Here is a 24,586-nt window from a genome sequence, read left to right as displayed (position 1 = left end):
CCAGCCATTAATGTCTGCCACTAAAGCTTACGCGGCCCCCGCCGCCAGTATTCCCCTTGAGCCGTTTACCGTGGAGCGCCGCGCGCCCGGCCCGCACGATGTGCAAATCGATATCCTTTTCTGCGGCGTGTGCCACTCCGACCTGCACCAGATTCGCGATGAGTGGGGCGGCTCGATTTTCCCGATGGTGCCCGGCCACGAAATCGTGGGCCGCGTATCGGCCGTGGGCGACCACGTAAAGGGCTTCAAAGTGGGCGACCTAGCCGGCGTGGGCTGCATGGTCGATTCGTGCCGCGAGTGCTCATCGTGCCAGCAAGGTCTGGAGCAATATTGCGAAACCACCGGCATGGTCGGCACCTACAATGCCCGCGAAATCGCCACCGGCCAGCCCACCTACGGCGGCTACTCGCAGCAGATTGTGGTCGATGAGAAATATACTCTTCAGGTGAGCGAGAAGCTCGACCTGGCCCGCGTGGCCCCGCTGCTGTGCGCCGGCATCACCACCTACTCGCCCCTGCGCCAGTGGAAAGTAGGCGCCGGCCACCGCGTGGCCGTAATGGGCCTGGGCGGCCTCGGCCACATGGCCGTGAAATTCGCCGCTGCCCTCGGCGCCGAAGTAACCGTGCTCAGCACCTCGGCCGGCAAAGAAGCCGATGCCAAAGCCCTGGGTGCCCACAAGTTTGTGGTGACCAAAGACAAGGAGCAGCTGAAGGCGGTGGGCAACTACTTCGACTTCATTATCAACACCGTATCGGCCCAACTTGACCTGGGTGCCTACGTGAACCTGCTGCGCCTCGACGGCACCATGATTCTGCTGGGCGTGCCTTCCGAAGCGCCGCACCTGCACGCCTTCAACCTCATCGCCAAGCGCCGCCGCATGGTCGGCTCGCTCATCGGCGGCATCGCCGAAACGCAGGAAATGCTCGACTTCTGCGCCGAGCACAATATCATGTCGGATATTGAGCTGATTGATATCCAGCACATCAACGAAGCCTACGAGCGCATGCTGAAAGGCGACGTGAAATACCGCTTCGTGATTGACGTGGCGTCGCTGAATTAACGCCCGTACTAAACGACTATGGACTGTAAGTCCATAGGTTTGAAAGCGAATGGAATTCGGCGGTTTCGGCTAAAGCCGACTGAAAGAAGCCACTGAAAGTGGGTCGCTTTAGAATAAAATTCTGCTGGCTAAACGCTGGCGTCGGTCATTGAGCAAATAGCAATAACTAACTGACAATCAAAAATTAAACAGCCTTGCCTGAACAAGACCGGCAAAAGTGAGTAGCAACTAAAGTCTTGCCCTAAAGGACATAGCTTTAACTAGCGTACTTGAAAAGTAAATACCAAAAAAGCCCGCCGGACCTTGCGTCTGGCGGGCTTTTTTAGTGGTATAATCGTCGCGAAATGGTCTGCGAACAAAAGTAGGGTGCGGGGCTTGCCCCCGCCCGTCGTTGCACAAATCCAGCGCTAAATGTTCAACGATGGGCGGGGGTAAGCCCCGCACCCTACTTCGCGAGGAGTATAAAACAGCGCTGGTGCCCTGGCATTGCGAATTGGAAGGATAGTTGCAAAGTGCCTGGCTGCCGGCCGCTTCGTGCCGCACAACCCCGCCGCAGCTGCTTTGCGTAAACCCAGCTTATGAAATACGTTCTCCTTCTGCTCGCGCTACTGGGCGCGGGCTCACCTGCCGCCGCGCAAACCCAGTTGAAGCTGCCCCGGCCGCGTGGCTGGGTCAACCCGCTGCCCACGGATTCGGCCACCGGCAAGGTGTCGTTTCGGGCGGTGGTGCAGGTGCCGGGCGCTACCCAGGCCCAGCTCTACGCCCGCGCCAGAGAGTGGTTTGCCACCGCGCCCGGCCCCGTGAAGCCTACCCTCAGCCAGGCCGACGAGGCCGGTGGCATTTTGAGCGGCAAGGCCAGCGAGCTGGTGATGCAGAATCTGCTGGGGGCCAATGTGCAGGTGCCGCTCTGGCGCAGCGTCACTATCCAGGTGAAGCCCGGCCGCTTCCGCTACATCATCACCGACTTTGCCTTCGACAGCGGCCAGGGCCAGGGCGCCGTTACGCCCATCGAAAATTACCTGACGCCCAACGCACTAACCTTTGATGCCAACGGCTACCCCCGCCCGGTGCTGCAATCCACCATCGACGCCATCTACCGCAGCGGCCGCCAGCAGGCCAGCAGCATTCGCCAGCGCGTGAGCGGCAAAGTGGCCGACGATAACTGGTAGCCGCGCGTCTTACAGCCGGAACTCCTGCCGCACCTGGGTAGTGAAGCTGTTGTAGCCGGGCTCCGGCACCGTAGTGGGGGGTAGGGGCGGTAGGCCCGGCACGGGGGGCAGGCCCAGGCTGCGCGTCGTAACGGCCAGCTGCACCGGCCCTTTGCCCGCTGTGCTCAGCTCGATAAGCTCCCCCGCCGCGCGCGGCGCGAAGAACGTAAGGCTGGTAGTGCCGGCCTTGGGAAGCAAGTCTGCGGGCGCTATGGCCTGGCCTGCCACACGCAGCGTCTGCACGCGGGTAGCTGTGGTTATGCTTATTACTAAGCTGCTTACGTCTGCCCGGCCGGGTGCCAGCCGCACGCGCAGCCGCCGTTGGGCGGGCGTGCTTTCATCGGCCAAAAGGACGAGGGTAGGCGGAGACAGGGCCAGCACGGGCGCGGCCTGGTGCAGAATGGGCACGGTTGACTGCGGGTAGAGCGTCGGCAGCGGCTGATACTGCGGCTGGGTCAGAACGTGGCTAGTCCAGGCATCGGGCCGGGCCAGGGCCGATAGCCAATAAGCCCGCTGCCGCGCGGCATCAAGGGCATATAAAAGATACGTCTGCTGCGGCCGGTCGGCCGTGGGCTGGCGGGTGATGTGCCCTACCCCCAGCGCTACCAGCGCCGCGGCAAAAGCCAGCGCCGGCAAAGCCCAGCTGATAGCCGCCCGCCGATTTGGCCCCGCGGGCGGGCTCACGATGGGCAGCAGCACGGGCAGCAGCAAACCCAGCAGCACCGCGCTCACCAGCAGTGGCACCAGCACCAGCAGGCCCAGCCCAAATATCACGAAAAACAAGGCTATCAACTGGCTGAGCAGCGCCACTGCCGGCAGCGCCAGCAGCCATTGCCCCAGCCCGATGCCAGGTTGGCGGGTAGGGCTGGCCGCCTGGCTCAGGCGCAGGCCCCAGGCCAGGGTAGCGGCCAGCAGCGGCAGCGTGAGCAGGAAGGCCGAGGAGGACGCTTGCCATTGCAGCAGCCCTGCCAGCAAGGCCACCAGCAGCAGCGCCCCGCCCACCAGTGAGCCCGGCCGCAAGTAGCGGCTCAGCCACCCATAGTAGGCCGTGAAAACGCCCACGCCCAGCGCCAGCAGCGCCGTTTGGTAAGCCGGCGCGTTGTACGAAGCCTGGTCATAGAACGCGCCGTATTGCGGGTAGAGCGCGGCAATTAGTTTGAGTAAGCCCCAGCCTACCCCCAGCATGAGCGCCAGCCCGCCCAGCCAGGCCAGCGCGCCACCCAGCAGGCTGCCGATGCTCAGCCGCCCCCGCTGGTAGGCCACCACGATAGCCAGCCCCAGCAGGCCGAGCGACAACAGGGTAAACGGTAGGTTCCAGGCGGCCGGGTAGTGCACCAGCCAGTGGCCTATCGGGTTGAAAAACGTTTCATCGGGGGCCTTGGTCTGGGCCAGCGAGATGCTGCCAAAATGCCGCACCAGGCTCAGCATATACGAGCCGTGGTGTTGCAGCGAGCCCAGGTCGAGGTGCGCGGGCGTGTCGGCGGGGCTGTGGTAGTAGGGGTAGCCGCCCACAAACGCGAAGTTGAGTCCCGTCAGGCCCGCGGCGCGCAGGGGCGTAAAATCCGTATCATTCGGCAGGTGCCGGTAGGCTTCGTAGAACAGCGACGAGGCGATGGGGTAGGGAACCGCGCGGGCGTATTCACGCATCACCCAGCCGTTTTGCGGGCTGACTTCGAACGTCAGGCTGGGACCCGCGTTGCCCCGGCCCTCAAAATTGAGCGCTACCCCCACCTCACGCCGCAAGCGGGCCGTATCGCGCGCGTAGGCCCGCGCCCCGAGCAGGCCCGCTTCCTCGCCGTCGCTGAACAGCCAGATAACATCGTGCAGAAGTGGTGGCCCGGCCCGGAGCGCCCGCATGGTTTCGAGCATCGCGGCTACGCCCGCGCCATCGTCGCCGGCACCAGGCGCGTGGGGCTGCGAGTCGTAGTGCGCCAGCACCAGCACCGCCCGGCCGCCCGGCTGCCGGCCGGGTAGCCGGGCAATGATATTCTGCACGCGCCCTGCCAGCAGCTGGCCATTTTCAGCCAATACAATGCTGGTATCCTGCACAGTTGCCGTCAGCCCCAGCTCGCGGCAGCGCTTCAGCAAGTAGTCCCGCACGCGAGCATTCGCGGGCGACCCCAGCGGGTGCGGCTGGCTCGCTATCACGGCTACGTCGCGGAGCGCGCGTTGCGCCGAAAACTCGGAACCCGGTGCCGTAGCCGGCGCTGGCCGGGGCGGACGCACCAGAAATACCTCCAGGCTGGCAACCAATAGAAGCCCAACCAGCGGCAGCCGACGAAGAAAAGGAGTAGTCATGCCGCCAACAGTGCCTTTATGCAAGATGAGCCGGCAAAGCAACGACACGAAACCAGATAATCCAAGTGTTTCACCAGTAGCCCAAAAGCAGAACGACCAGCCGAGGCTAGCCCGGCTGGTCGTTCTGCTTTTAGTATCAAATCAAGTTTACAGCTTCACGAAGCGCGCGTGGCGCGCGGCCTGACCCGGCACTTGCACGGTCACGATGTAAACGCCGGCCGCCAGGCTGGTTACCGGCAGGCTCAGGGCCGCGTCGGCGCTGGCCTGCGTGGTGAAGCTTAGCAGGCGCTGACCCTGCGTGTTGATAACGGCAACCATAATTCCGGCTTGCCCGGCTTCCGCCAGCCCTACCGACAGGTTATCGCTGCCGCCAACCGGCACCGGGCTCAGCGTGAGCTCCGTAGAGGCTATGGCCGCGTTGCGGTTGATAACCGCCACCGGCGAGAACGTCACCTTGCCGTCCAAATCTTCCTGCCGCAGGCGGTAGTAAGCCTGGGTCGAAGCCGGCGCGCTCGTCAGGCTCTTGTCCGTGAACACGTAGGTGCTGCCCGTGGTGGCACCTGCCGCCGCGAAGCCCACCGACTGCCAGGTATCGTTAGCATTCAGCTGCCGCTCAATGTCGAAGCCCCGGTTGCTGGTTTCCGTAGCCGTAACCCAGCGTAGCAGCGCCGCGCCCTGCGCCGTGGCAGTAGCCGTGAAGCTGACAAGTGTAACGGGTAGCGGGGCGATTTCGGCGAGAATAAACGTAGTAGCAAGCGTGCCCGTTCCTTGAGCCGTTACTAATTGATTGCCCGCGTCATAAGCCGTTTTACCAACATAGGTAAAATTAGATGTCCGCGAAGGGGAGCTGAAAACAACCAGACTAGACCCGGTGTTGCCATTAAGTTCTGAATTGAGGTAATGAATTGAGATGATATAGCTGAAAGAAGTTGCCTTGTCGGGTGAAAACGTAAAGCTTCTCTTTACACTAGCACTCCGTCCATCCGCGCTCTTATAGGCATACCCAGTATAACGAGTTGTTGTTATATTGAAATTACTACCGGATGTAGTCGTTAGAAAAACCCCGATATTACCGAAATCATTGCTAGTATTCGGTAGCATAGGTCGTGAAGTCACACGGATGTAGCCCAATACAAAGCTGTTCTCAGTTTCACCATTCACTACAGCACCGGATTCTAATTCAACATTGTAAAGAGTAGCGTTTCCAGTTTGAGTTATGAGTGTATTGCCCCCGGCAGAAGGAGCAAACGTCAGACTGGAAGTTACATACATTTTATTTTTAAGCGTTTTAGCACCTTGTCCCTGTATCACAATGTCTGTGAACGTTTCACCGTCAAAGGCTTGGTTGCCACCAGCTAGGGTGAACAGTCCCCCGTTTTGAGAAAGGCCGGTCCCGGTGGGGTCTTTAAGGTCACCAAACAGTTGCAGCTCGCCACCGTTTATAGTTACCGTGCCTCCCGAGGGGCTATTGGGGTCGGGGGTTAAAGTGAGCGTGCGCGCCTGAACTCGCTGCCCATCGGCAACCACCGGGTAAGGAAAAGATTTATTAACTGAAGGGTCAACAAAAGGAATCGTGACATCGGTGGTCTTACCGGGCGGAATTCCCGTAGACCAGTTACTACCATTAGACCAGTCGTTGTTGTTAGCAGCTGCGGTCCAGGTTGCTGGTACGCTACCCGTTACCGTAAAAGTGGTGCTGTAAAAATTGCCACTGTTGTCATCATTCTTAGTGGTAGCAGTAGTGGTGACATTACCATTAGAGTCAGTGGTGGTCGTGTTATTAGTGAACTGGAAGAAAAAATCCAGCACGTAGGAACCCTCCCCTGGAGTAGCATTCAGGATATCAGCCGCGTTGGTAGATTGCCAGGTCCTGGTTGTAACGCCGTTAGTGCTGTTTAGCTGACTAGTTGACTGCAGTAGAACCAGCGGCGAGGAGGCTGGTGGATTTGCAGCTATTGGAGTAGTGGTGCCCGGTATAACCTGGTAAACCCGGTAAAATACCTGCGTTGAAACAATATTTTCGTTGCTGGCTTCTGTCGTAACCGACGCGGCCCCCAACGTTAGGAAGCCAGTGCCGCGGTCGAACGAGCCCAGGTTCGTGACGGAAGTAGTGAACTTGGGACCGGGGCTGCCCGCCACATTCGTATAATAAGTGCCATTTGTGGTATTCGAACCTCCGTATTGGCCCCCACCGCTACTGAACGTAACGGAGTTTTGGACAAAATCGGCTGCTTTCGCCTGATTGCCGAAGCCCAGCAATAGCAGTAGCGTGAGGCTGGCTAAGAGCCCATAGCTGGCCCTAGCGGTCATTCGCATCCATGCGGTATGAGAAGCGAATGAATATGTGTTTAGAAGTGTTTGCATGATGTCAATAAGAAACAGGAGAAAATCGACAATCAAATATACGACGAACATCCGGTTCAGCTAGCCAAATGTAAAAAAAATGTGACTAATGTGCTATTTTATCATAATTTTTAGGAATTTTCGACAAAAATCTTCTGGTGTCTGAGTCCGGCATCAAGAGGTGAGGTATATGCGAAGGGCGACTGGCAGGCTACGTACGACCAACCGCCCAATTCGCTCCATAAACCTGCATGAAATCGGCCTCTACGCAGCGGGGCCAAATAAAAAAGCTCCTCTGCAAAGAGGAGCTTTTTACCTTCTTCAGGTAACTAAATAATATGCGATAAAAATAACTAACCTTGTCTTATAACTAATCAGACACAACGATGCGCTTTTGGATGGGACTGCCGCTACCGGCGAGCGTTAAGATATAAGTGCCGGAAGCGATGTCCTGGGGAAGGGATAGGGCAGTAAGATAATGGGCGTCGGCGGGAATAATAGTCTGAGTCATAACCGTACGGCCCAGTGCATCAGCCAGGTGTAAGTGAAGCGGCTCTCCGGTATAGCCTTGCACTAGCAATTGGATGGTTTGGCCAGCACTCGGATTTGGATATACATCCACGGACTTCGCCGAGCTGGTAGCAGCCGTGGGTAGCAGCGTGAGTACCTGGCTGTAATGAGCTGTGCCATCCTGGTCAACTTGCCGCAGGCGATAATAAGTAACTGCCTGCAACGGCTGCTTGTCTGGCCACTGGTAGTTAAGCGGTTTGTTGCTGGTAGAAGCCGCCGCAATTCGGCCAACCTCGGCGAATGCAGTGCCGTCGGCTGAACGCTCAAGGGCGAAATAAGCAGTGTTTTGCTCAGTAGCGGTAGTCCAATTTAAGGTAGCCAGATTGCGGATATCAACCGCGCCGGTGAAAGTGGTTAGCTCAACAGGAAGAGGGGCTATAATCGGTGCTGTGGCAGGTCTGGTAGATACGGACATGCTAACACCATATGTATTGTATAAAATATCAGTATTATCAGTATTGTATTCCGTATCAGTAATGTAGTAGGACGTGCTCGGTTTAAGCCCGGTAATGGTGGCAGAGTGGCCGGTTCCAACATATACCACGTACCCCTGGCTCAAGGCGCTACCCTGCCCATATGCAGTAGCGGCGCTGTAAAAAGTGCCATTGGTTGCGGCCAGTTTCACGGGCATCCCATCTTTCGTAGCTGCTATGGCAATTACCCGTCCCTGGCCATTGCCGGTGGTGCCAAAAGTTATTTCCAGCGTGCTGGACGTTACCAAGACCAAGCCAACCTCACCGCCCTGGCTGGGCGCTACTACTTGGGCCAGGGCGGTAAAGTTACTTAGTAAACCTGCTAATAGTAGTAGAGATAATGATAAAGGTAAACGCATGAAGTAAAAGGTAAAGGGTTTAACCAAATAGTAGTTTTCTAACAATAGCTTGTTGAGTTGATAATTATAATTATTCTACTAAAAAATAAACTAATGATAATTCGCAATTGCTTTCTTTTAACTGCTAGCTAAGCGATAGTAAATGTAGGAGAAAATTTCGAAAATGCGCGTTTTTAGCGCTATTAAGCAGAAATATTTTCAATTTTATTGAATTAATTCGAGATTTAGAGTGAATGAAAAAAGGCGTTTATAAAACTTTAAACTAATTGCGGAAATTATGCAAATTGGATTAAAGTGATTAAGCTTGCTGGCGTAGCATGATGTGCTACCCGGTTGGATACAAAAAAAGGCCGCCGGGAGGCGACCTTCTACTGGGAGCATGGTACTGGAGACTATAAATCAGGTGGCGGCGGGCGTTACCTGCCAGGCCACCTGCGTGAGCTGCACTTCGGGCCAAAGCGCTTGCTGGCCGGTGTAGTGCAGGTAAACGCGCGCCGTCGTGATAACGTCTTTCTCGCAATACACCACGATGCGGCCCAGATTCTTCTCTTCCCAGTAAACGTGGGCTACCTGCGAGCCGTCGATATCGTCTTTGGGCGAAGGGATGTTGAACAAGCCCGCCAGCAGGGGTAGGGAAATGTGGCCCTTGTTGTCGCCAAACTTCCAGAGGTCCATCGTGTCGAGCAGGTGGGGCAGGTCCCAGGGCCGGTGGCCGGCCACGTCGAGCATGGGCGGAATGGGCTGCCCGCAGATGAGCATACGCCGGCCCAAGTAGGCGTAGTCGAACTCGCGGCCATTGTGGGCGCAGAGAAAGTGGCCGTCGGGGCCCGCCGTGTCGAGCTTGGCGTAGCGGCCGCCGTAGGGAGCGTAGCGCTGCAAAAACTGCCCAAAGCCGCGCAGCACCGCGCACTCGTCGTCGTCGGCGAAGGATTTGGTGCGAAACTCCAATGTCTCATCCTTCAGCGGCCGGAAAAAGCCCACCGAGATGCACACCACCTTGCCAAACTCGGCGTAGAGGCCGCCCTTGCTAAATAGCTCCGCGTGGGTCTGGCCGTCGGCCAGCTCGCGGGCGTGGCGCTTCTCACAAAATTTCTCCCACAGCGGCTGGTGGGCTTCGGGTAGCTCAGCGTGGGTGGCGTAGCCCGGCACGGTTTCGATATCGACGAAGAAAACACGCGTTAACTCAACGTGGCGGAGGATGTGCATAGCGGAGCCGGAAAAGCGGGGGAGATACCCCAAAGCTACGGGAGAATAGCGATAAATCCTTATGGCTCGCGGCGTACTTTTGGGGCTATGCTCTTCAGCTTTGGTCCGCGCAGCTCGCTGCTGCTCCTGTTTGTGGTGCCGGGGGCGGTGGCTACGCTGTGGCTGCTGGGCCGGGCCGCCCGGCGCGGGGCCGCCCCCGACGCGCTGCTGGCGCTGCTCATCCTGCTGCCCACGTTAAATGTGGCCCACTGGATGCTGGGCTACGCCGGCTGGTACGATAGCCACGACGGATACTCCACCTTCATGTTCTACATACCCTGGCAGGCGGGCCTGGCCCTGGGACCCGCTTACTACTTATACTTCCGAAGCCTTACTAATCAAGAGTTTGTCTGGCAAAAGGGGCGACAACTGTGGCTGGGTCTAGGGCAAGTTGCCCTGTGGGCGGGCGCTGCGGTTTATGACTTGCTGTGGTACCACGGCCTGCGGGGGCGGGTGCTGCCTGCCCATTTCGGCACGCAGGGGCCGGTTTCTAAGTTTCTCGACTCGCTTACTACCTCGCTGGCCTGGCTTGGTTATGGGCTGCTGCTAGCCTACGGCCTACGGACACTAGCTGATTATCGCCGCTACCGCCACTACCTCAACGATAATTTCTCGGACCCCGAGCGCCTGCGCTTCGCCGGTTTGCGGCAATTATTGCTCCTGCAGTTGGCCGTACTAGCCGTGAATCTACTTTATTCGGCGCTTAGTATTGTGTATGATTTCAGCTATGATACGGCCTGGTATTTTTATGCTCTGAATGGTATCCTGATTTACGGGCTCATCGTGGTCGGCATTCAGGCTAATTATGCCGCCGCTACTACGCCACTGCGCTTCGGGGCACCCGTGCCCGGCCCGGCCGGGGCGCTGCCTCAAGCAGCAACGCAAGTGCCGGCAGCCGCCCCCGCCGCCCCGCTGCCAACGGTTGCCCCCGACCCGCCTACCCCCCTCGCTGAGGCCGAAGCCGCCGCGCGCCCCACCGCGCTGCCACCTGAGCTGCTGCCCTGGCGCGACAAGCTGCTGGCCCTCATGGCCACCGAGCAGCCCTGGCTGGAGCCCGAATTGACCCTTACCGAGTTGGCCCAGCGCCTGCGCACCAATCCCGGCGTGCTCTCTAAAGTCATTAATATGGGCTGCGGGCAGAATTTCAATGACTTCGTGAATACCTACCGCGTGGAAGAGGCGCGCCGCAAGCTGGCCGACCCGCGCTTTGGCCACTACTCGCTGGTAGGCGTGGCGCTGGACAGCGGATTCAACTCCAAATCAACGTTTAATCGCGTGTTTAAGAAGCTGTTGGGCCAGGCACCCAGCGAAGTGACGCGGCCCAAATCATAAGTTGGGACGGCTCAGATAATGACCTGGCGCGCCGGGCAGGGGGTAGGGGCGGACCTTTGTTGCGGTCTTCTCCTACCCCCTCCCCCTTTTTTAATGGTGAAAAACAACCTGATGCTGGCCCCCGGCGCAACTCGCTGTAACATTTGGGCCGCTGACCCGGTAGGCGGGGCAGCGGCTGAAAAAAAACAGCCGGCCCTTAAGCAACCAACAAGCAGGATGGAGCATCCATATCGCCATACTGCGCTTTCTTATCGCTCACTTGTGAAAACAACTACGTATTGGCGGCTGGCCGCCTTGCTGCTGCTGCCGTGCCTGGGTGGCCCGGCCGCCGCCCAGACCCCTACCCCCCCGCCGTGCCCAGTGCTACTGGCTCGCTCAGCGGCACGGTGCTCGACTCGCTGAGCCGCCAGCCAGTGGCCTACGCCACGGTGCTGCTGCTGCCGGCGGCCGGCGAAAAGCCCATCACCGGCGTAGCGGCCGACGACCAGGGCCATTTCTCCTTCAGCAAGCTGGCCGCCGGCACCTTCCGGCTGCGGGCCAGCTATGTGGGCTACGGCACCCGCACCCGCCCCGTGACGGTGGGGGTAGGGGCCACGGCGGTCGGCTCCTTCCTGCTGCCCACCGCTGCCCAGGCGCTCGGCGAGGCCGTGATAGTGGGCCAGAAACCGATGGTGGAAGTGCGGCCCGACCGCCTCGTCTATAATGCCGACCAGGACGTGAGCAACGCCGGCGGCACCGCCCAGGACGTGCTGCGCAAAGCCCCGCTGCTGGCCGTGGATGGCGATGGCAACGTGAAAATGCGCGGCTCAGCCAACTTCAAGGTGCTCGTTAATAACAAGCCCTCGCCCACGCTGGCCAGCAACCTGGCCGAAGCGCTCAAGAGCATTCCGGCCGACCAGATTAAGAGCGTGGAAATTATCACTACCCCCTCGGCCAAATACGATGGCGAAGGCACGGCGGGCATCATTAATATCATCCTGAAAAAAGGCGTGGACCAGGGCGTGAATGGCCGCGTGGGGGCCAGTGGAGGCAACCGCAACAGCAATTTCAACTCCGCGCTGAATTTTCGGAAGGGGAAAATCGGCTTCACCTCGTCGGCCAACGCGGGTGCCTGGTACAATCCCGGCACTTTCAGCCGCGAGCGCATCAACTACACTTCCCTCGGCAACGATACCCTGCGCCAGAGCGGTACCTCTTATAATAAAGGGATGTGGCAATACGGCACGCTGGGCCTCGACTACGACCCCGCCGAGCATCACAGCTTTTCACTGGCCGGCTCTATAAATCACTACGCCGGCAACACCACGCAGAACCTTTTTAGCCAGGACCAGGCTGCTTTTCCGGTGAGTAATCCGCTGTACACGCGCGCTACCAAGAATATTTTTGGCGGCCTCAACGTGGAGGGCACCGGCACCTACACCCGCACCTTTAAGCAGGCCCGCAAGGAGTGGAGCGCCCTGGGTCAGTACGCACTCAACACTGGCACTTTTGGCTACGACTTCGACCAGTACCCCAACTCGGCAATCCCGCTGGAGCAGAGCCAGGCCAGCTACCGCGAACGCAGCCGGGGCCGCACGCCGGGCCACACCTTCACGTTTCAGACCGATTTCACGCAGCCCTTCGGCGATAAGAAAACCCTGGAGATGGGTCTCAAAGCCATTTTTCGCCGCACTGGCTCCATTGCCGACGTCGATACGCTGTACTCAGCGCTGTCGCCCGATTTTACCCGCTCGGCCCGGCGCTCCACCAATTTCAACTATTCGCAGGATGTGCAGGCGGCCTACGCCACCTACGGTTTTGGCTTGAGTAAGAAGCTCAGCGCCAGCCTGGGGGGTAGGGTGGAGCGCACCAGTCTGGCGGCCGATTTTGTGAATAGCCCCGGCTTCACGCGCAGCTACGTGACGCCGCTGCCCAATGGCAACGCCCGCTATGCTTTCAGCGATGCCACCAGCCTGCGCGCTGCCTACAGCCGCCGCATTACCCGGCCGTATATCGATTACCTCAACCCGTTTATCGACCGCTCCGATGCCAAGAATATTTCTTTCGGCAACCCCAATCTCAACCCCGAGCTGACGGATTCCTACGAGCTGAGCTACAACACCAACATCAAAACCACGAGCATCAATGCTTCGCTGTCGGTGCGCCACACCGGCAATGCCATCGAGCAAGTCCGCTTCCTCACCACCAACCCGCTCGTGGCGGTGCCCGCCAGCATCGTGCCCGACCCCAGCGTGACGGTCCAGACGTTTGCCAACGTGGCGGCCAACACCTACTACCAGTTCAACGTGTACCTCTCGGCCAAACCGCTGCCCAAGTGGGACCTCAGCGCCGGCCCCGACGTGCAGTACATCGTGCGCCGCAGCGTGGCCCTCAACGCGGAGCGCAAAGGCTTCACGGCGGGTATTAATGGCAATACTTCCTACAAGCTGAACAAAGGATTCACGGTGCAGGGATTTATCTATGCATCCCTGCGCACCCCCGAAATTCAGGGTACCGGCCCCGCCAACCTCTACTACCAGATGGGCGTGAAAAAGAGCTTGCTAAAGGAAAAAGCCGACCTCGTGCTCAATTTCGGCAGCCCGTTCAACGCCTACTGGCCCTACCGCACTACCACTACTACCCAGTACTTTACCGAACACACCGAGTCGCGCTCCTACCAGCGCGCCTTCCGGTTCAGCTTCGCCTACCGCTTTGGCCAGGCCAGCCAGACCAAGCAGCGCAAAAGCATTAACAACGACGACACCAAAAGCGGGGGTAGCAAGCAGGGCGGCTAAGCGCAAAGTAGCAGATACAGCAAAGCCCCACCGGTGCTCCGCTTTTATCGCGGAGCACCGGTGGGGCTTTGTTAACGTCGCCGGGTTAGCACCTGGCCTATTTCATCGTGCTGCGTAGCGTTTTGGCTTCGGCCATGTGCTTCTGGTCGTCGTCCATCATTTTCTGCGCGTAGGCTTTGAGGTCGGTGTTGGTGGTTTTGCCCATCATATCCTTCTCCTTACTGATGGCCTTATCGTTGATATCCACCATGTTGTCGAGATACTTCTTCTCGAAGTCCATTGTCTTCGTCTCCTTATTCAGGCCATTGAGCATGTCCTGGCTGTCGTTGGAGAGCGTAGTAGGCAGCGTGATGTTGAGCTTGGCTGCTTCGCCTTTCATCTCCTCCTCGTCCTTGGCGTGCGTGCCCGTTACTTTGGTGGCAAATTCCTTCAGGGCCGGGTTGGTGGCTCGCTTGGCCGCTACCTGGCTCATCTCATACTCGGCGCGGCCGGTGTTGGCCAGCGCCACCATGTAATCGGACACGTCTTTGGCGTTGCCTTCCGAGCCGGCGGTGGCCATCGCGCCGCCGTTGGTGTTGGCCGAATCCGTCTTCTCAATCTTCTTATCGTTGGCATCATCAGCCATTTTCTTGCTATCGGTGCTCGACGAGCAGCTGCTGGCAAAGAGCAAGCCGCTCACGAGGGCGACGCTTAGGGAGGTGATTTTCATGGGGTAGTGGAAAAGATGAGTTGGTTAAACAACTGAACGAACGAGACTTGCCAGATTTAGTTTACTCCCGCCGCCAGCAATCCGGTTGCAAGCCTTTACGGATTGAATAAATTTTTGCTCACAAAACTATGTAAGTCAATAGGATACATAAAGCTAGTGGTTGAATAAGAAGGTCCCGCGCCACGCCCAATAAAAAGGCCGGTCCCGCAGAGCGGGACCGGCCTCTTCAACTCCTAAATCACTTACTTGGCCTCGCCAGCCTCCGGCTCCGAGGGCGCTTCTTCGGGCCGCTCGTCGCTAGGCAGGTTGGGCGCCTCATCGCTCTTGGCGATGCTGAATGTCAATTCCTCCTTACCCTCTTCGTAGTCGGCCGTGATGATGTCGCCGTGCAACAATTGGGCTTTCAGGATTTCCTCGGCAATCGGGTCTTCGATGTATTTCTGGATGGCCCGGTTTAGCGGCCGTGCGCCGTACTTGGGGTCGTAGCCTTTCTCGGACACGAAATCCTTGGCTTTCTCCGTCAGCTCCACCTTGTAGCCAAGCGCTAGCACACGGCTCAGTAGCTTGCTGAGGCTGATTTCGATAATCTTATGGATATCCTTCTTCTCCAGCGAGTTGAAGACAATCACATCATCCAAGCGGTTGAGGAACTCGGGCGAGAAAGTCTTCTTCAAGGCGTTAGTAATCGTGCCCTTCGTCAACTCATCCATGTTCTCGTTGCGCGACTTCGTGCCGAAGCCGATGCCCGCGCCGAAGTCCGCCAAGTCACGCGCCCCAATGTTCGAGGTCATGATGATAATCGTGTTGCGGAAGTCCACCTTGCGGCCCAGACCGTCAGTCAGAATGCCGTCGTCCAGCACCTGCAACAACAGGTTATACACGTCGGGGTGCGCCTTTTCAATCTCGTCGAGCAGGATAACCGAGTAGGGCTTACGACGGATTTTCTCCGTCAGCTGGCCACCCTCTTCGTAGCCCACGTAGCCGGGAGGCGCGCCCACCAGGCGCGAGACGCTGAACTTCTCCATATACTCCGACATATCCACGCGCACCAGCGCATCTTCTTTGTCGAAGAGATAGGTAGCCAGCACCTTCGCCAATTCCGTTTTGCCTACCCCCGTCGGGCCGAGGAACACGAACGAACCAATTGGCTTCTTCGGGTCTTTCAGGCCCACGCGGGTGCGCTGGATGGCTTTCACCAACTGCTTGATGGCTTTTTCCTGGCCGATTACCTTGCCCTGAAGTTCCTCACCCATGTTGAGCAACTTCTGACTTTCGTTCTGGGCCACGCGGTTCACGGGAATGCCGGTCATCATGGCGATTACCTCGGCCACGTTTTCCTCCTTCACCGTGTAGCGCTTCTTCTTGGTCTCGTCTTCCCAGCTTTTCTTAGCCGATTCGAGCTGCTCCAATAGCTTCTTCTCCGTGTCGCGAAGCTTGGCGGCTTCCTCGTAGCGCTGCGATTTCACCACGCGGTTTTTCTCACCCTTGATGTTCTCAATCTGCTCTTCGAGCTTGAGAATATCCTCCGGCACCACGATGTTGTTGATGTGCACGCGGGCACCGGCTTCGTCGAGAATATCGATGGCTTTGTCCGGCAAAAAGCGGTCGCTCATGTAGCGGTCGCTCAGCTTCACGCACTGCTCAATGGCCTTGTCCGTGTACACCACGTGGTGGTGGTCTTGGTACTTATCCTTGATATTGTGCAGAATCTCAATCGTTTCCTCGGGGGTAGTGGGGTCCACCATCACCATCTGGAAGCGACGGGCCAGCGCGCCATCCTTCTCAATATATTGCCGATACTCGTCCAGCGTAGTCGCGCCGATGCATTGAATTTCGCCGCGGGCCAGGGCCGGCTTGAACATGTTCGAGGCATCGAGCGAGCCCGAAGCCCCGCCGGCACCCACAATCGTGTGCAGCTCATCAATGAACAGAATCACGTCGGGCGACTTTTCCAGCTCGTTCATCACGGCCTTCATGCGCTCCTCAAACTGGCCGCGGTACTTGGTGCCGGCCACCAGCGAGGCCAAATCCAGGGTCACTACGCGCTTGTTGAACAGCACGCGGCTCACTTTTTTCTGGATAATGCGCAGGGCCAGGCCTTCGGCAATCGCCGTTTTGCCTACCCCCGGCTCGCCAATCAGAATCGGGTTGTTCTTTTTGCGGCGGCTCAGCACTTGAGCTACGCGCTCAATCTCTTTTTCGCGGCCCACGATGGGGTCGAGCTTGTCTTCTTCCGCCATCTTGGTGAGGTCGCGGCCGAAGTTATCGAGCACCGGAGTGCGCGATTTTTCGCCGGCCCGCTTGGCCCCAGCGCCAGCAGCACCGCCCTGGGCACCCTGGCCCCGGCCGCCAGCGCCCTGGCCTTGCCCAAAGAGGCGGTCATCATCGTCGTCAGCTTCCGGGCCGGCCTTGGGGCCGGTCGTGTTCGGAGCGGCGCCGTGATAGTCAAGCGAATCGCGCACGGTTTCGTAGTTCACGTTGAATTTGGAAAGAATTTGAGAAGAAATGTTGTCCTCATCGCGCAGAATAGAGAGGAGCAAGTGCTCGGTGCCAATGATTTCCGATTTGAAAATCTTGGCTTCGAGGTAGGTGATTTTCAGCACCTTCTCGGTCTGCTTGGTTAGCGGAATCGAGCCGGTAATGCTGGTGCCCTGGGTGGAGGCCGTGTTGCGCGTGGCTTGCTCGAGGGCAAACTTCAGCTCATCGGTGGCTACGCCGAGCTTTTTGAGCAGTCCCAGGGCCGTGCCTTCGCCTTCGCGAATCATGCCCAGGAGCAGGTGCTCAGTGCCGATGTAGTCGTGGCCCAGCCGGATGGCCTCCTCCCGGCTCAAGGAAATAACCTCCTTGACGCGGTTTGAAAATTTAGCTTCCATGCAAGCAAGATATAAATAAGACGCAGATAGTAGCTGTACCGAAAACGGCCTGAATAGTTACGCTACGCAGATACGTAAAGGAAAGCGGAATATTTGAAAAACAAGCGCCTGGGAGCGAAGGTTCGGACAAAATAAAATTGACCTTCTCCCAGGCCTACAAAAACTGCCCCGCCCGCGGCCCTTGCATAAATAGCAAGTCCAATACGCTAAGGTTTGGTACAAATGCGGTACCAAATACCTGGGGGTAGGGCCGGGGCGACGGTCTGTCAGGTTCGGACCCGGCCGGCATAGCTTTGGGTGTCAGAAAGTCGCGCCGGTCGAGCGGTGAGTTCGTGATTGAGTGATTCAGTGAGATTGGGGGGAGGTAGTCTTGCGTGAGTTGCACGGCCAGCGGCCAGCGAAGGCAGCGGAATAACAGTTGGAGAAAAGCTAGGTTCAACTCCCAGAGCCGGGCGGGCTTTTGGGCGTAGATATCCTGCAAATAATCAGCGTAGTAGCCAAAATACGGCGAGGCCCCGTAGGCGGTTTGCAGAGTGCGAAAATGGCGGTGCCGCCAGTTCTGGCGGTAGTCAATCTCGATTTCGCTGGTGCGCACCTTCGCGGCGCGGGCACCATCAACTACCGGTACCGTGAGCGGCTGCGGGCCCTGCACCGTGAGCACGAGGCAGCGGTTGCGGTACGTCTGCTTGTGGTAGTGCTCGTGAGCATCGAGCAGCAGCTCATCAGCCTGGAGCAGCTGCTGAAAAAACGGAATAGATGGCAGGTAATGCAACTCGGTCAGGACAACGGACATGGCCGCAAGGTAGCCGCGCCGCGCGGAGTGGCCAGCCGGCTTTGGCCCGCCGCAGGGGGGTAGGGAGCGCCCGGCGCTGGGTGCGTTGCCTGGCAGCCGCGGCACGATAATGGCCCCGGCGCAGACCAATTGCTTATTTTTGTCCCTATGCGTTTCCTACCCCTCTCTCTTTCGCTGGTCCTGGCGGCCAGCCTCGGTGCCCAGGCCGGCCCGCCGCAGCTGCTGCTCCGGGTGGCCAGGTTTCGCAACCTCGACCAGGTGCAGAAAGGCGGCGAAATCGAGATTTCGGTATCGGTGCCGACCCAGCCGCTCACCTACCGGCAGCGGGCGCCCCGGTCGTTTCAATCGTCGGCGGTAGTTGATTTGACCATTTTGAAAGCCGACGGCACCACCGCCTGGCAGGAAACCGTGACGCTAAAGCCGCCCGTGCTCAGCGATACCACCATTGCCATCAAAAACCCGCTGAGCTTTCTCAAGCGCGTGGCCCTGCCCGATGGCACCTACACGCTGCGTGGGCGCATCCGCGACCAGTACAAAGCCGCCAACGGCGAAACCACCGTGGAGCTGCCCATCGTCATTGCTGAGCCGAAGGGCCCCGCTTTCAGCGACCTCGTGTTCCTGGCCCGGCCCGCCGCCAAGGCCAGCGCCCAGAGCGTTTTCAACCGCGGGGGCTACCTGCTGACCCGCGCGGCCGGCGGCTACTACGGCCGCGGGGCCGATAACGTCTTCTTCTACACCGAGCTAAACCAGGTGCCCGCCGGCCGCTCGGTGCGCCTGCACTACCACCTGGCTGCCCCCGACGGCACCGCCGCCGACGCCGACGCGCCCCTCGTAACCACGCAGGCCGGCCGGCCCACGGCCGTGGTGGGCCAGTTGCCGCTCGGGCCAATTCCGGCCGGGCCCTTCACCCTCACCATCGAGGCCCGCGACGCGGCTACCAAGAAAGTGCTCGCCACTCAAAGCCAAAGCGGCGCGCGCAGCCTTACCGAGTATGCCCCGGCCGGGGCCGCCGTGCCCCGATGAGCCCTACCCCCCCCTCGCTACCGTGGTACTACCGGCTGCTCACCGCCGGGCTGGTGGCCGTGGCCAGCCTGCCGCTGGGTGTGCTCTACGCAGTTGCCAGGGTCATATACTGGCTGCTGGCCTACGTGGTGCATTATCGCCAAAAAGTAGTGCTGGATAATCTCAGCCACGCTTTTCCCGAAAAGTCAGCGGCGGAAATCCGGAATATCGGGCGGCAGTTTTACTGGCACTTCGCGCAGATAGTAGTCGAAATTCTGAAGCTAGGCAGCATCAGTGCGGCCGAACTGCAACGCCGTATGCACTTTACTAATCCTGAATTGCTGGGCGGCTATCTGGCCCAGGGACGCCAGGTGTTGGGCGTCGGCTCGCACATGGGCAACTGGGAATGGGTGCTGGCCGGGGCTGCGGCCAGGTTTCCAGGGCAGGTGGCTGGCGTTTATAAGCCGCTGAGCAACAAGTTTTTTGAGTACTTCGTGCGCCACTTGCGCATGCGCCTGGGAGCCGAGGTAGTCCCAATGCTTAGCACATTGCGGTACCTGGTAGCCCACCGGGGCCAAGGCCAAATCCTGAGCTTGGTATCGGACCAGGCCGCTGGCCCCGACGACCGCCCGTACTGGACCGACTTCCTGCATCGGCCGGCCGGCTTCTACACCAGTATCGACCGCCTGACGCCACAATTCAACGCCGTAGTACTTTTTGCCAGCACCCGGCGGGTGAAGCGCGGCTATTATACCATCACCTTTATGGAATTACCTGGTAGCGAGGTCACTACTGACCTCAGCCTGGATGCTGCCCACTACCCGATTATCGCCTCATTCGTGCAGATGCTGGCCGCCGATATTCAAGCCGCCCCCGAGCAGTACCTCTGGACGCACCGCCGCTGGAAACACAAGCGGCCAGTAAATGAGTAGGTGAGTAAATGAGTAAGGGTAACTAGAAGCGTTTAATTACCTCCTGGCCACCCTTACTCATCTACTCACTGCGTAACAGCAGTTACTTACCACCTCACCATTTCACCGCTTACAGAAACTGCTCGATGTCGCCCAGGCCCTGGCGCACCAGCTCGAAATCGTCGTTGGTGCAATCGACGATGGTGCTGGGCTCGTTGCCGCCATAGCCGCCGTCAATGACGAGGTCCACGAGCGAGCGGTATTTCTCAAAAATCAGGTCGGGGTCGGTCACGTATTCTACCAGCGTCTCCGCGCTTTCGCGCACCGACGTGCTCACGATGGGCGTACCAAATTCTTTCACTATCTGGCGCACAATCTGATTGTCGGGCACCCGAATACCCACCGTGCTGCGCTTCACGCCGCCGTAGCGCGGGGCATTGGGGCTAGCTTCGAAGATAAAGGTAAACGGACCGGGTAGGGCCTTCTTAATAACCTTAAAAACGGGGGTAGTAATGCCGTGCGCGTAGTCACTGATGTGCGACAAATCGTGGCAAATAAAGCTAAGGTTAGCTTTCTCAGGCTTTAAGCCCTTGATGCGGCAGAGCTTCTCAACCGCTTTCACGTTGTTGATATCGCAGCCAATGCCATAAACCGTATCGGTGGGGTAAATAATAAGCCCTCCCTTGCGCAGCACTTCTACTACCTGCAAAATGCGGTTTTGGGGCGGATTATCGGGGTGGATGCGGAGCAGGGTAGCGGACATAAGGCAGAAAAGAGATTTTATATAAAATAAGGAACAGGTAGCCGGCGTAGCCCGTTCGAGTGGGCAAGGTACTACGGCGGGCGGTTTTGGCCGCTCCCCTTGGCAGTAGCTAAGCGCTATAAGCCAACGGCGCGCGAGTTATTTGCGGCGCTGGGGGTAGGAGAGCCAGCCGGGGGTTAATTTCGCCCACTTTATTTTTCAATCCATGTCTGAACCTGTCATAAAGTCCGCCTTCGAGTATCGCGCGGAGGCCATCAAGCGCCGCAACCGCTACGGCACCATAAGCGTGATACTCGGCCTGCTACTGGTGTGTTTTTCCTATTATTTCTATCAGGTTTTTTTCAACCCCAACATCGATACCAAGGACCGGCCGACCTACGTCTATATCCGGCGCGGCGATAATTGGCAGAAAGCGCTGGCCCACGTCGAGAAAAGCGGCGCGGTTATCGACCACCTCTCGCTGTATTTTGTGGGTAAGATGATGGGCTACAACAAGCCCGGCGCCGTGAAGCCCGGCCGCTACGAGTTGGTCAACAACTCCACCAACCGTCAGGTAATCAACCTACTGAAGTCGGGACGCCAAAAGCCGCTCAAACTCACGTTCACCAACGTGCGCCTGCGCCGCGAGCTGGCCTCCAAGCTCTCCAAGCAGATTGACGCCCGCCCTCAGCAAATCGACTCACTGCTGAGCAGCCCCAATTATACCCGCAGTCTGGGCTTCGACACGATTACGGTGCTCACCATGTTCATCCCCAACACCTACGAGTTGTATTGGAACACCTCGGCCCAGAACCTGATGCAGCGCATGAAGTCGGAATACGATAAGTTCTGGACGCCTGCCCGCGACGCGGCCCGCGAAAAGCTGGGCCTCACCCGCGTGCAGGTGAGCACCCTGGCCAGCATCGTGGAGGCCGAGCAGCAGCAGCACGCCGACGAGCGCCCCCGCATCGCGGGCGTGTACCTCAACCGCCTCAAGCGCGGCATGAAATTGCAGGCCGACCCCACCGTGGTGTACGCCAACGGCGACTTTGGCATTAAGCGCGTGCTCAACGTGCACCTGCAAAAAGACTCTCCTTATAATACGTATAAGTACGCTGGCCTACCCCCCGGCCCCATCAACTTGCCCAGCATCGCCAGCATCGACGCCGTGCTGCACCCCGAGCAAAACGACTACCTCTACTTCTGCGCCAAGGACGACTTCAGCGGCTACCACGCCTTCGCCGCCACCCAGCAGCAGCACCTCGTGAATGCCCATCGCTACCAGGCCGCGCTGACGCGGGCGGGTATCCTGTAAGGTGCGAACCAGTGCGCTCCGCGCCGGCTTGCTGGTTGGGATGGGGTAGGGAATATCCAGCTTCTCCTTTTCTCCAGTTGGCCGCAGCTACCGCGGGTGCTGGGTCGTAGCCGGCGAGCTGCCGCGCGGTGCTGCCGCCACGGTATGTTTAACTCCTGCCGCGCCTTCCGGCCCAGCCGCGCTTTGCACGCGCACCACCAGGCCAAGCAGCGTAAGCAGCACGAAGGCAAGGTAATAGCGAAAATGAGGAGAAGTGTTCATCCAACTGCCGGGTGTATAAAAGTTAGGATAAGCTTAACTAGGCACAAAGCTAATCAGTCAAATCGGACTGTTGGAGGTTTTTGGTTTAAAGCAGTTTTTTCGTGGATGAATCATGTTTTTTCCTGGTTAAGCAACCAAAGCGGCATGATTAGCCCACCTTCTATTTGTGCCTATGTACCAGGCTGATATCCAAATTCGCGTGCGCTACGCCGAAACCGACCAGATGGGCTATGTCTATCATGGCAACTACGCGGCCTATTTTGAGGTGGCCCGCACCGAGTCGTTCCGCCAGCTGGGCATTCGCTACAAAGACCTCGAAGGGCAGGGGGTAGGAATGCCCGTGGGCGAGCTGCAAACCCGCTTTCGTCGCCCCGCCCGCTACGACGACCTGCTGACCATTAGGGTGATGCTGCGCGAATTAACTGAAGGCTCGCGCGTTAAGTTTGAGTACGAAATCCGCAACGAGGCCGGGGAGGTGCTCACGGTCGGCTACACGCTGATGGTATTTGTGAGCACCGCCGATGGCCGGCCCGTCCCTATTCCGGCCAGCGTGCGCGAAAAGCTGGCTCCGTACTTTGCCGACGCCGACGCCGACCGGCCCCTGGGCTCGGGCCGCGCCAACCCCGGCGATGCCCCGGCCCCGGCCACATTCGGCAAGTAGCTAATTTTGTTTGTCATTGCGAGGAAGAACGACGAAGCAATCTTTCCTTGTCGTAGGGTTTGTGTACTGCAACGCGAAGGAGAGATTGCTTCGTCGTTCCTCCTCGCAATGACAGCTGATTACTAGCTTTTAATCAAAATATGCACGCCCCCCCCGCTCGCCGCCGTGCGCTACCCGATGTGCGCCGCCACCGCGCCTACCGCACGCTTATGGCGTGGGGCAAGCGCCGGCGGCTGCGCGGGGGCCACGTGTCGCTCTACGACGTGGGCCAGCGGGTGCTGCACGAGCTACGCCTCGACTCGCTCGAAAAGCGCGCCGCCTACATGGCTTTCAACCTCACGCTGGCCCTGTTTCCGACCATCATCTTCCTGTTCACCCTCATTCCCTACATCCCGGTGCCCAACCTGGATGTGGACATCCTGCAGTTTCTGGCCGATATCATGCCTCACGAGCTGTATTCTGCCACGGCGGGCACCATCGAGGACATTGTGCGCATTCCGCACGGCGGGTTGCTCTCGTTCGGGTTTGTGTCGGCGCTGGTGCTTTCCAGCAACGGCATCATGGCCCTGCTCGACGCGTTTGAAAAAAAATACCCGTGGTTCAAGCACCGTGGCTATTTTCACAAGCGCCTCATTGCCACCTGGCTAACGTTTATTCTGGCCCTGATTCTGGTGCTCTCCATCGCGGGCATCTTCTTCGGCACCTTCATCATCGACGGGCTGGTGTTCTACGAAATCGTGCCCGAAAGCTCCACCGAATTCATGATTCTGATGCTGCGCTACGGCTCGCTCATCGGGCTGTTCCTGACCACTACCTGCGTCATCTACTACTTCGTGCCGCCCGTGCACGACAAGTGGCCGTTTATATCAGCAGGGGCGCTGGTGGCCACGCTGCTCATCTTTCTGGTGTCGTTCCTGTTCACGCTCTACGTGCGCATCTTCAACTCCTACAACCACTTCTACGGCTCCATCGGGGCGCTGGTAGGCTTCATGGTGTGGCTGGAATTTGTGTGCATGACCCTTATCATCGGCTTCGAAGTGAACGTGAGCATCGACGCCGTAGCGGGAAGGCTGAAATTAATGCCTGATGACAAGTGACTACTGATTAATTGGTTAGCGCCTGACTCAAAAAAAATAGTCATTAGGCACTTGTCATTAGTCATTACTTATTTACTTTTGCAGCCCCAACCACTCATTTGGGACCTTTAGAGAGGTGGCAGAGTGGTCGAATGCGACGGTTTCGAAAACCGTTATACCGGCAACGGTATCGGGGGTTCGAATCCCCCCCTCTCTACGAAATGGTAAATTAATGAACTGGTGAAGTAGCTTCCACGCTTCGCCCGCTCATCAGTTTGCCATTTTATTTCTAGAGAAGTGGCAGAGTGGTCGATTGCGGCGGTCTTGAAAACCGCTGACTGTTACAGGTCCGGGGGTTCGAATCCCTCCTTCTCTGCAAAAGCCCCGTTTCCAACCTGGAAACGGGGCTTTTTTGTGGCTGGTAAGTGCCGGCTCGTTGCCAGTGCTAGGCGGGTAGGTAGCAATCCTGACAGAATAAAGCGGGGCGACTAGAGAGGTAAGCTCAACTGGTGGTGGGGTAAGCCCGGCAATAACTATGGGGTGTGCTATTGCCAGTAGTAAAGGGCTGCTGGATAGGCGCT

17 protein-coding genes and 2 tRNA genes are annotated in these 24,586 nt (G+C 58.5%); 11 read left to right on the top strand and 8 right to left on the bottom strand.

What is annotated here, in order from left to right:
* Positions 1-10: 10 nt before the first annotated feature.
* Positions 11-1,060 carry a hydroxyacid dehydrogenase gene (locus A0257_07670; protein ID AMR26996.1) on the top strand — a complete coding sequence of 350 codons (1,050 nt, stop codon included), beginning with the start codon at positions 11-13 and terminating at the stop codon, positions 1,058-1,060.
* 578 nt (positions 1,061-1,638) lie between these two features.
* Complete coding sequence (locus tag A0257_07665; GenBank protein ID AMR26995.1) at positions 1,639-2,229, top strand: hypothetical protein; 591 nt, start codon at positions 1,639-1,641, stop codon at positions 2,227-2,229.
* A gap of 9 nt (positions 2,230-2,238) precedes the next feature.
* Here the strand turns inward: A0257_07665 and A0257_07660 are convergent, their stop codons facing one another.
* The 4 genes from A0257_07660 to A0257_07645 form a co-directional block, all read right to left on the bottom strand.
* Positions 2,239-4,521 (bottom strand): hypothetical protein, encoded by a 2,283-nt coding sequence (locus A0257_07660; GenBank protein ID AMR26994.1) that lies wholly within the window; start codon positions 4,519-4,521, stop codon positions 2,239-2,241.
* Between the two features lie 192 nt (positions 4,522-4,713).
* The gene (locus A0257_07655; GenBank protein AMR26993.1) at positions 4,714-5,145 is read right to left on the bottom strand and encodes a hypothetical protein; all 432 of its coding nucleotides are present in this window, start codon (positions 5,143-5,145) and stop codon (positions 4,714-4,716) included.
* Between the two features lie 2,134 nt (positions 5,146-7,279).
* Entirely contained in the window at positions 7,280-8,356 is a 1,077-nt protein-coding gene (locus A0257_07650; GenBank protein AMR26992.1) for a hypothetical protein, read from the bottom strand.
* A 354-nt stretch (positions 8,357-8,710) separates the two neighbouring features.
* Positions 8,711-9,517: a hypothetical protein gene (locus A0257_07645; GenBank protein ID AMR26991.1), complete on the bottom strand. Its 807-nt coding sequence runs from the start codon at positions 9,515-9,517 to the stop codon at positions 8,711-8,713.
* A gap of 87 nt (positions 9,518-9,604) precedes the next feature.
* On the opposite strand from A0257_07645, the gene A0257_07640 reads away from it, so the two are divergent.
* Both A0257_07640 and A0257_07635 read left to right on the top strand, forming a co-directional pair.
* Positions 9,605-10,888: a hypothetical protein gene (locus A0257_07640; protein ID AMR26990.1), complete on the top strand. Its 1,284-nt coding sequence runs from the start codon at positions 9,605-9,607 to the stop codon at positions 10,886-10,888.
* Positions 10,889-11,166: 278 nt separating this feature from the next.
* Entirely contained in the window at positions 11,167-13,662 is a 2,496-nt protein-coding gene (locus A0257_07635; GenBank protein ID AMR26989.1) for a hypothetical protein, read from the top strand.
* 97 nt (positions 13,663-13,759) lie between these two features.
* Here A0257_07635 and A0257_07630 read toward each other — a convergent pair whose 3' ends face one another.
* The 3 genes from A0257_07630 to A0257_07620 form a co-directional block, all read right to left on the bottom strand.
* Positions 13,760-14,371 carry a hypothetical protein gene (locus A0257_07630; protein AMR26988.1) on the bottom strand — a complete coding sequence of 204 codons (612 nt, stop codon included), beginning with the start codon at positions 14,369-14,371 and terminating at the stop codon, positions 13,760-13,762.
* A 242-nt stretch (positions 14,372-14,613) separates the two neighbouring features.
* Positions 14,614-17,244 carry a Clp protease ClpC gene (locus tag A0257_07625; GenBank protein AMR26987.1) on the bottom strand — a complete coding sequence of 877 codons (2,631 nt, stop codon included), beginning with the start codon at positions 17,242-17,244 and terminating at the stop codon, positions 14,614-14,616.
* Positions 17,245-17,398: 154 nt separating this feature from the next.
* Positions 17,399-18,037, bottom strand: coding sequence for a hypothetical protein (locus tag A0257_07620; protein AMR26986.1), 639 nt, complete (start codon positions 18,035-18,037; stop codon positions 17,399-17,401).
* Between the two features lie 147 nt (positions 18,038-18,184).
* Here A0257_07620 and A0257_07615 point away from each other — a divergent pair, with 147 nt between their 5' ends.
* Positions 18,185-19,060 (top strand): hypothetical protein, encoded by an 876-nt coding sequence (locus tag A0257_07615; protein ID AMR26985.1) that lies wholly within the window; start codon positions 18,185-18,187, stop codon positions 19,058-19,060.
* 50 nt (positions 19,061-19,110) lie between these two features.
* Positions 19,111-19,971 carry a lauroyl acyltransferase gene (locus A0257_07610; GenBank protein AMR29667.1) on the top strand — a complete coding sequence of 287 codons (861 nt, stop codon included), beginning with the start codon at positions 19,111-19,113 and terminating at the stop codon, positions 19,969-19,971.
* A 109-nt stretch (positions 19,972-20,080) separates the two neighbouring features.
* Here A0257_07610 and A0257_07605 read toward each other — a convergent pair whose 3' ends face one another.
* Positions 20,081-20,713: a threonylcarbamoyl-AMP synthase gene (locus A0257_07605; GenBank protein AMR26984.1), complete on the bottom strand. Its 633-nt coding sequence runs from the start codon at positions 20,711-20,713 to the stop codon at positions 20,081-20,083.
* A 253-nt stretch (positions 20,714-20,966) separates the two neighbouring features.
* On the opposite strand from A0257_07605, the gene A0257_07600 reads away from it, so the two are divergent.
* The 5 genes from A0257_07600 (at position 20,967) to A0257_07580 (ending at position 24,384) form a co-directional block, all read left to right on the top strand.
* Positions 20,967-22,007, top strand: coding sequence for an aminodeoxychorismate lyase (locus A0257_07600; protein AMR29666.1), 1,041 nt, complete (start codon positions 20,967-20,969; stop codon positions 22,005-22,007).
* A gap of 433 nt (positions 22,008-22,440) precedes the next feature.
* Positions 22,441-22,929, top strand: coding sequence for a thioesterase (locus A0257_07595; GenBank protein ID AMR26983.1), 489 nt, complete (start codon positions 22,441-22,443; stop codon positions 22,927-22,929).
* A gap of 140 nt (positions 22,930-23,069) precedes the next feature.
* Positions 23,070-24,026, top strand: a complete 957-nt coding sequence (locus tag A0257_07590; GenBank protein ID AMR26982.1) for a ribonuclease bn — start codon at positions 23,070-23,072, stop codon at positions 24,024-24,026.
* A gap of 109 nt (positions 24,027-24,135) precedes the next feature.
* Positions 24,136-24,225 (top strand) — tRNA-Ser (locus A0257_07585).
* A gap of 71 nt (positions 24,226-24,296) precedes the next feature.
* A tRNA-Ser gene (locus tag A0257_07580) sits at positions 24,297-24,384 on the top strand.
* Positions 24,385-24,586 lie beyond the last annotated feature (202 nt).

This window comes from Hymenobacter psoromatis (assembly GCA_001596155.1).
GTDB lineage: Bacteria > Bacteroidota > Bacteroidia > Cytophagales > Hymenobacteraceae > Hymenobacter.
This window is presented reverse-complemented; position numbering and strand designations above follow the sequence as displayed.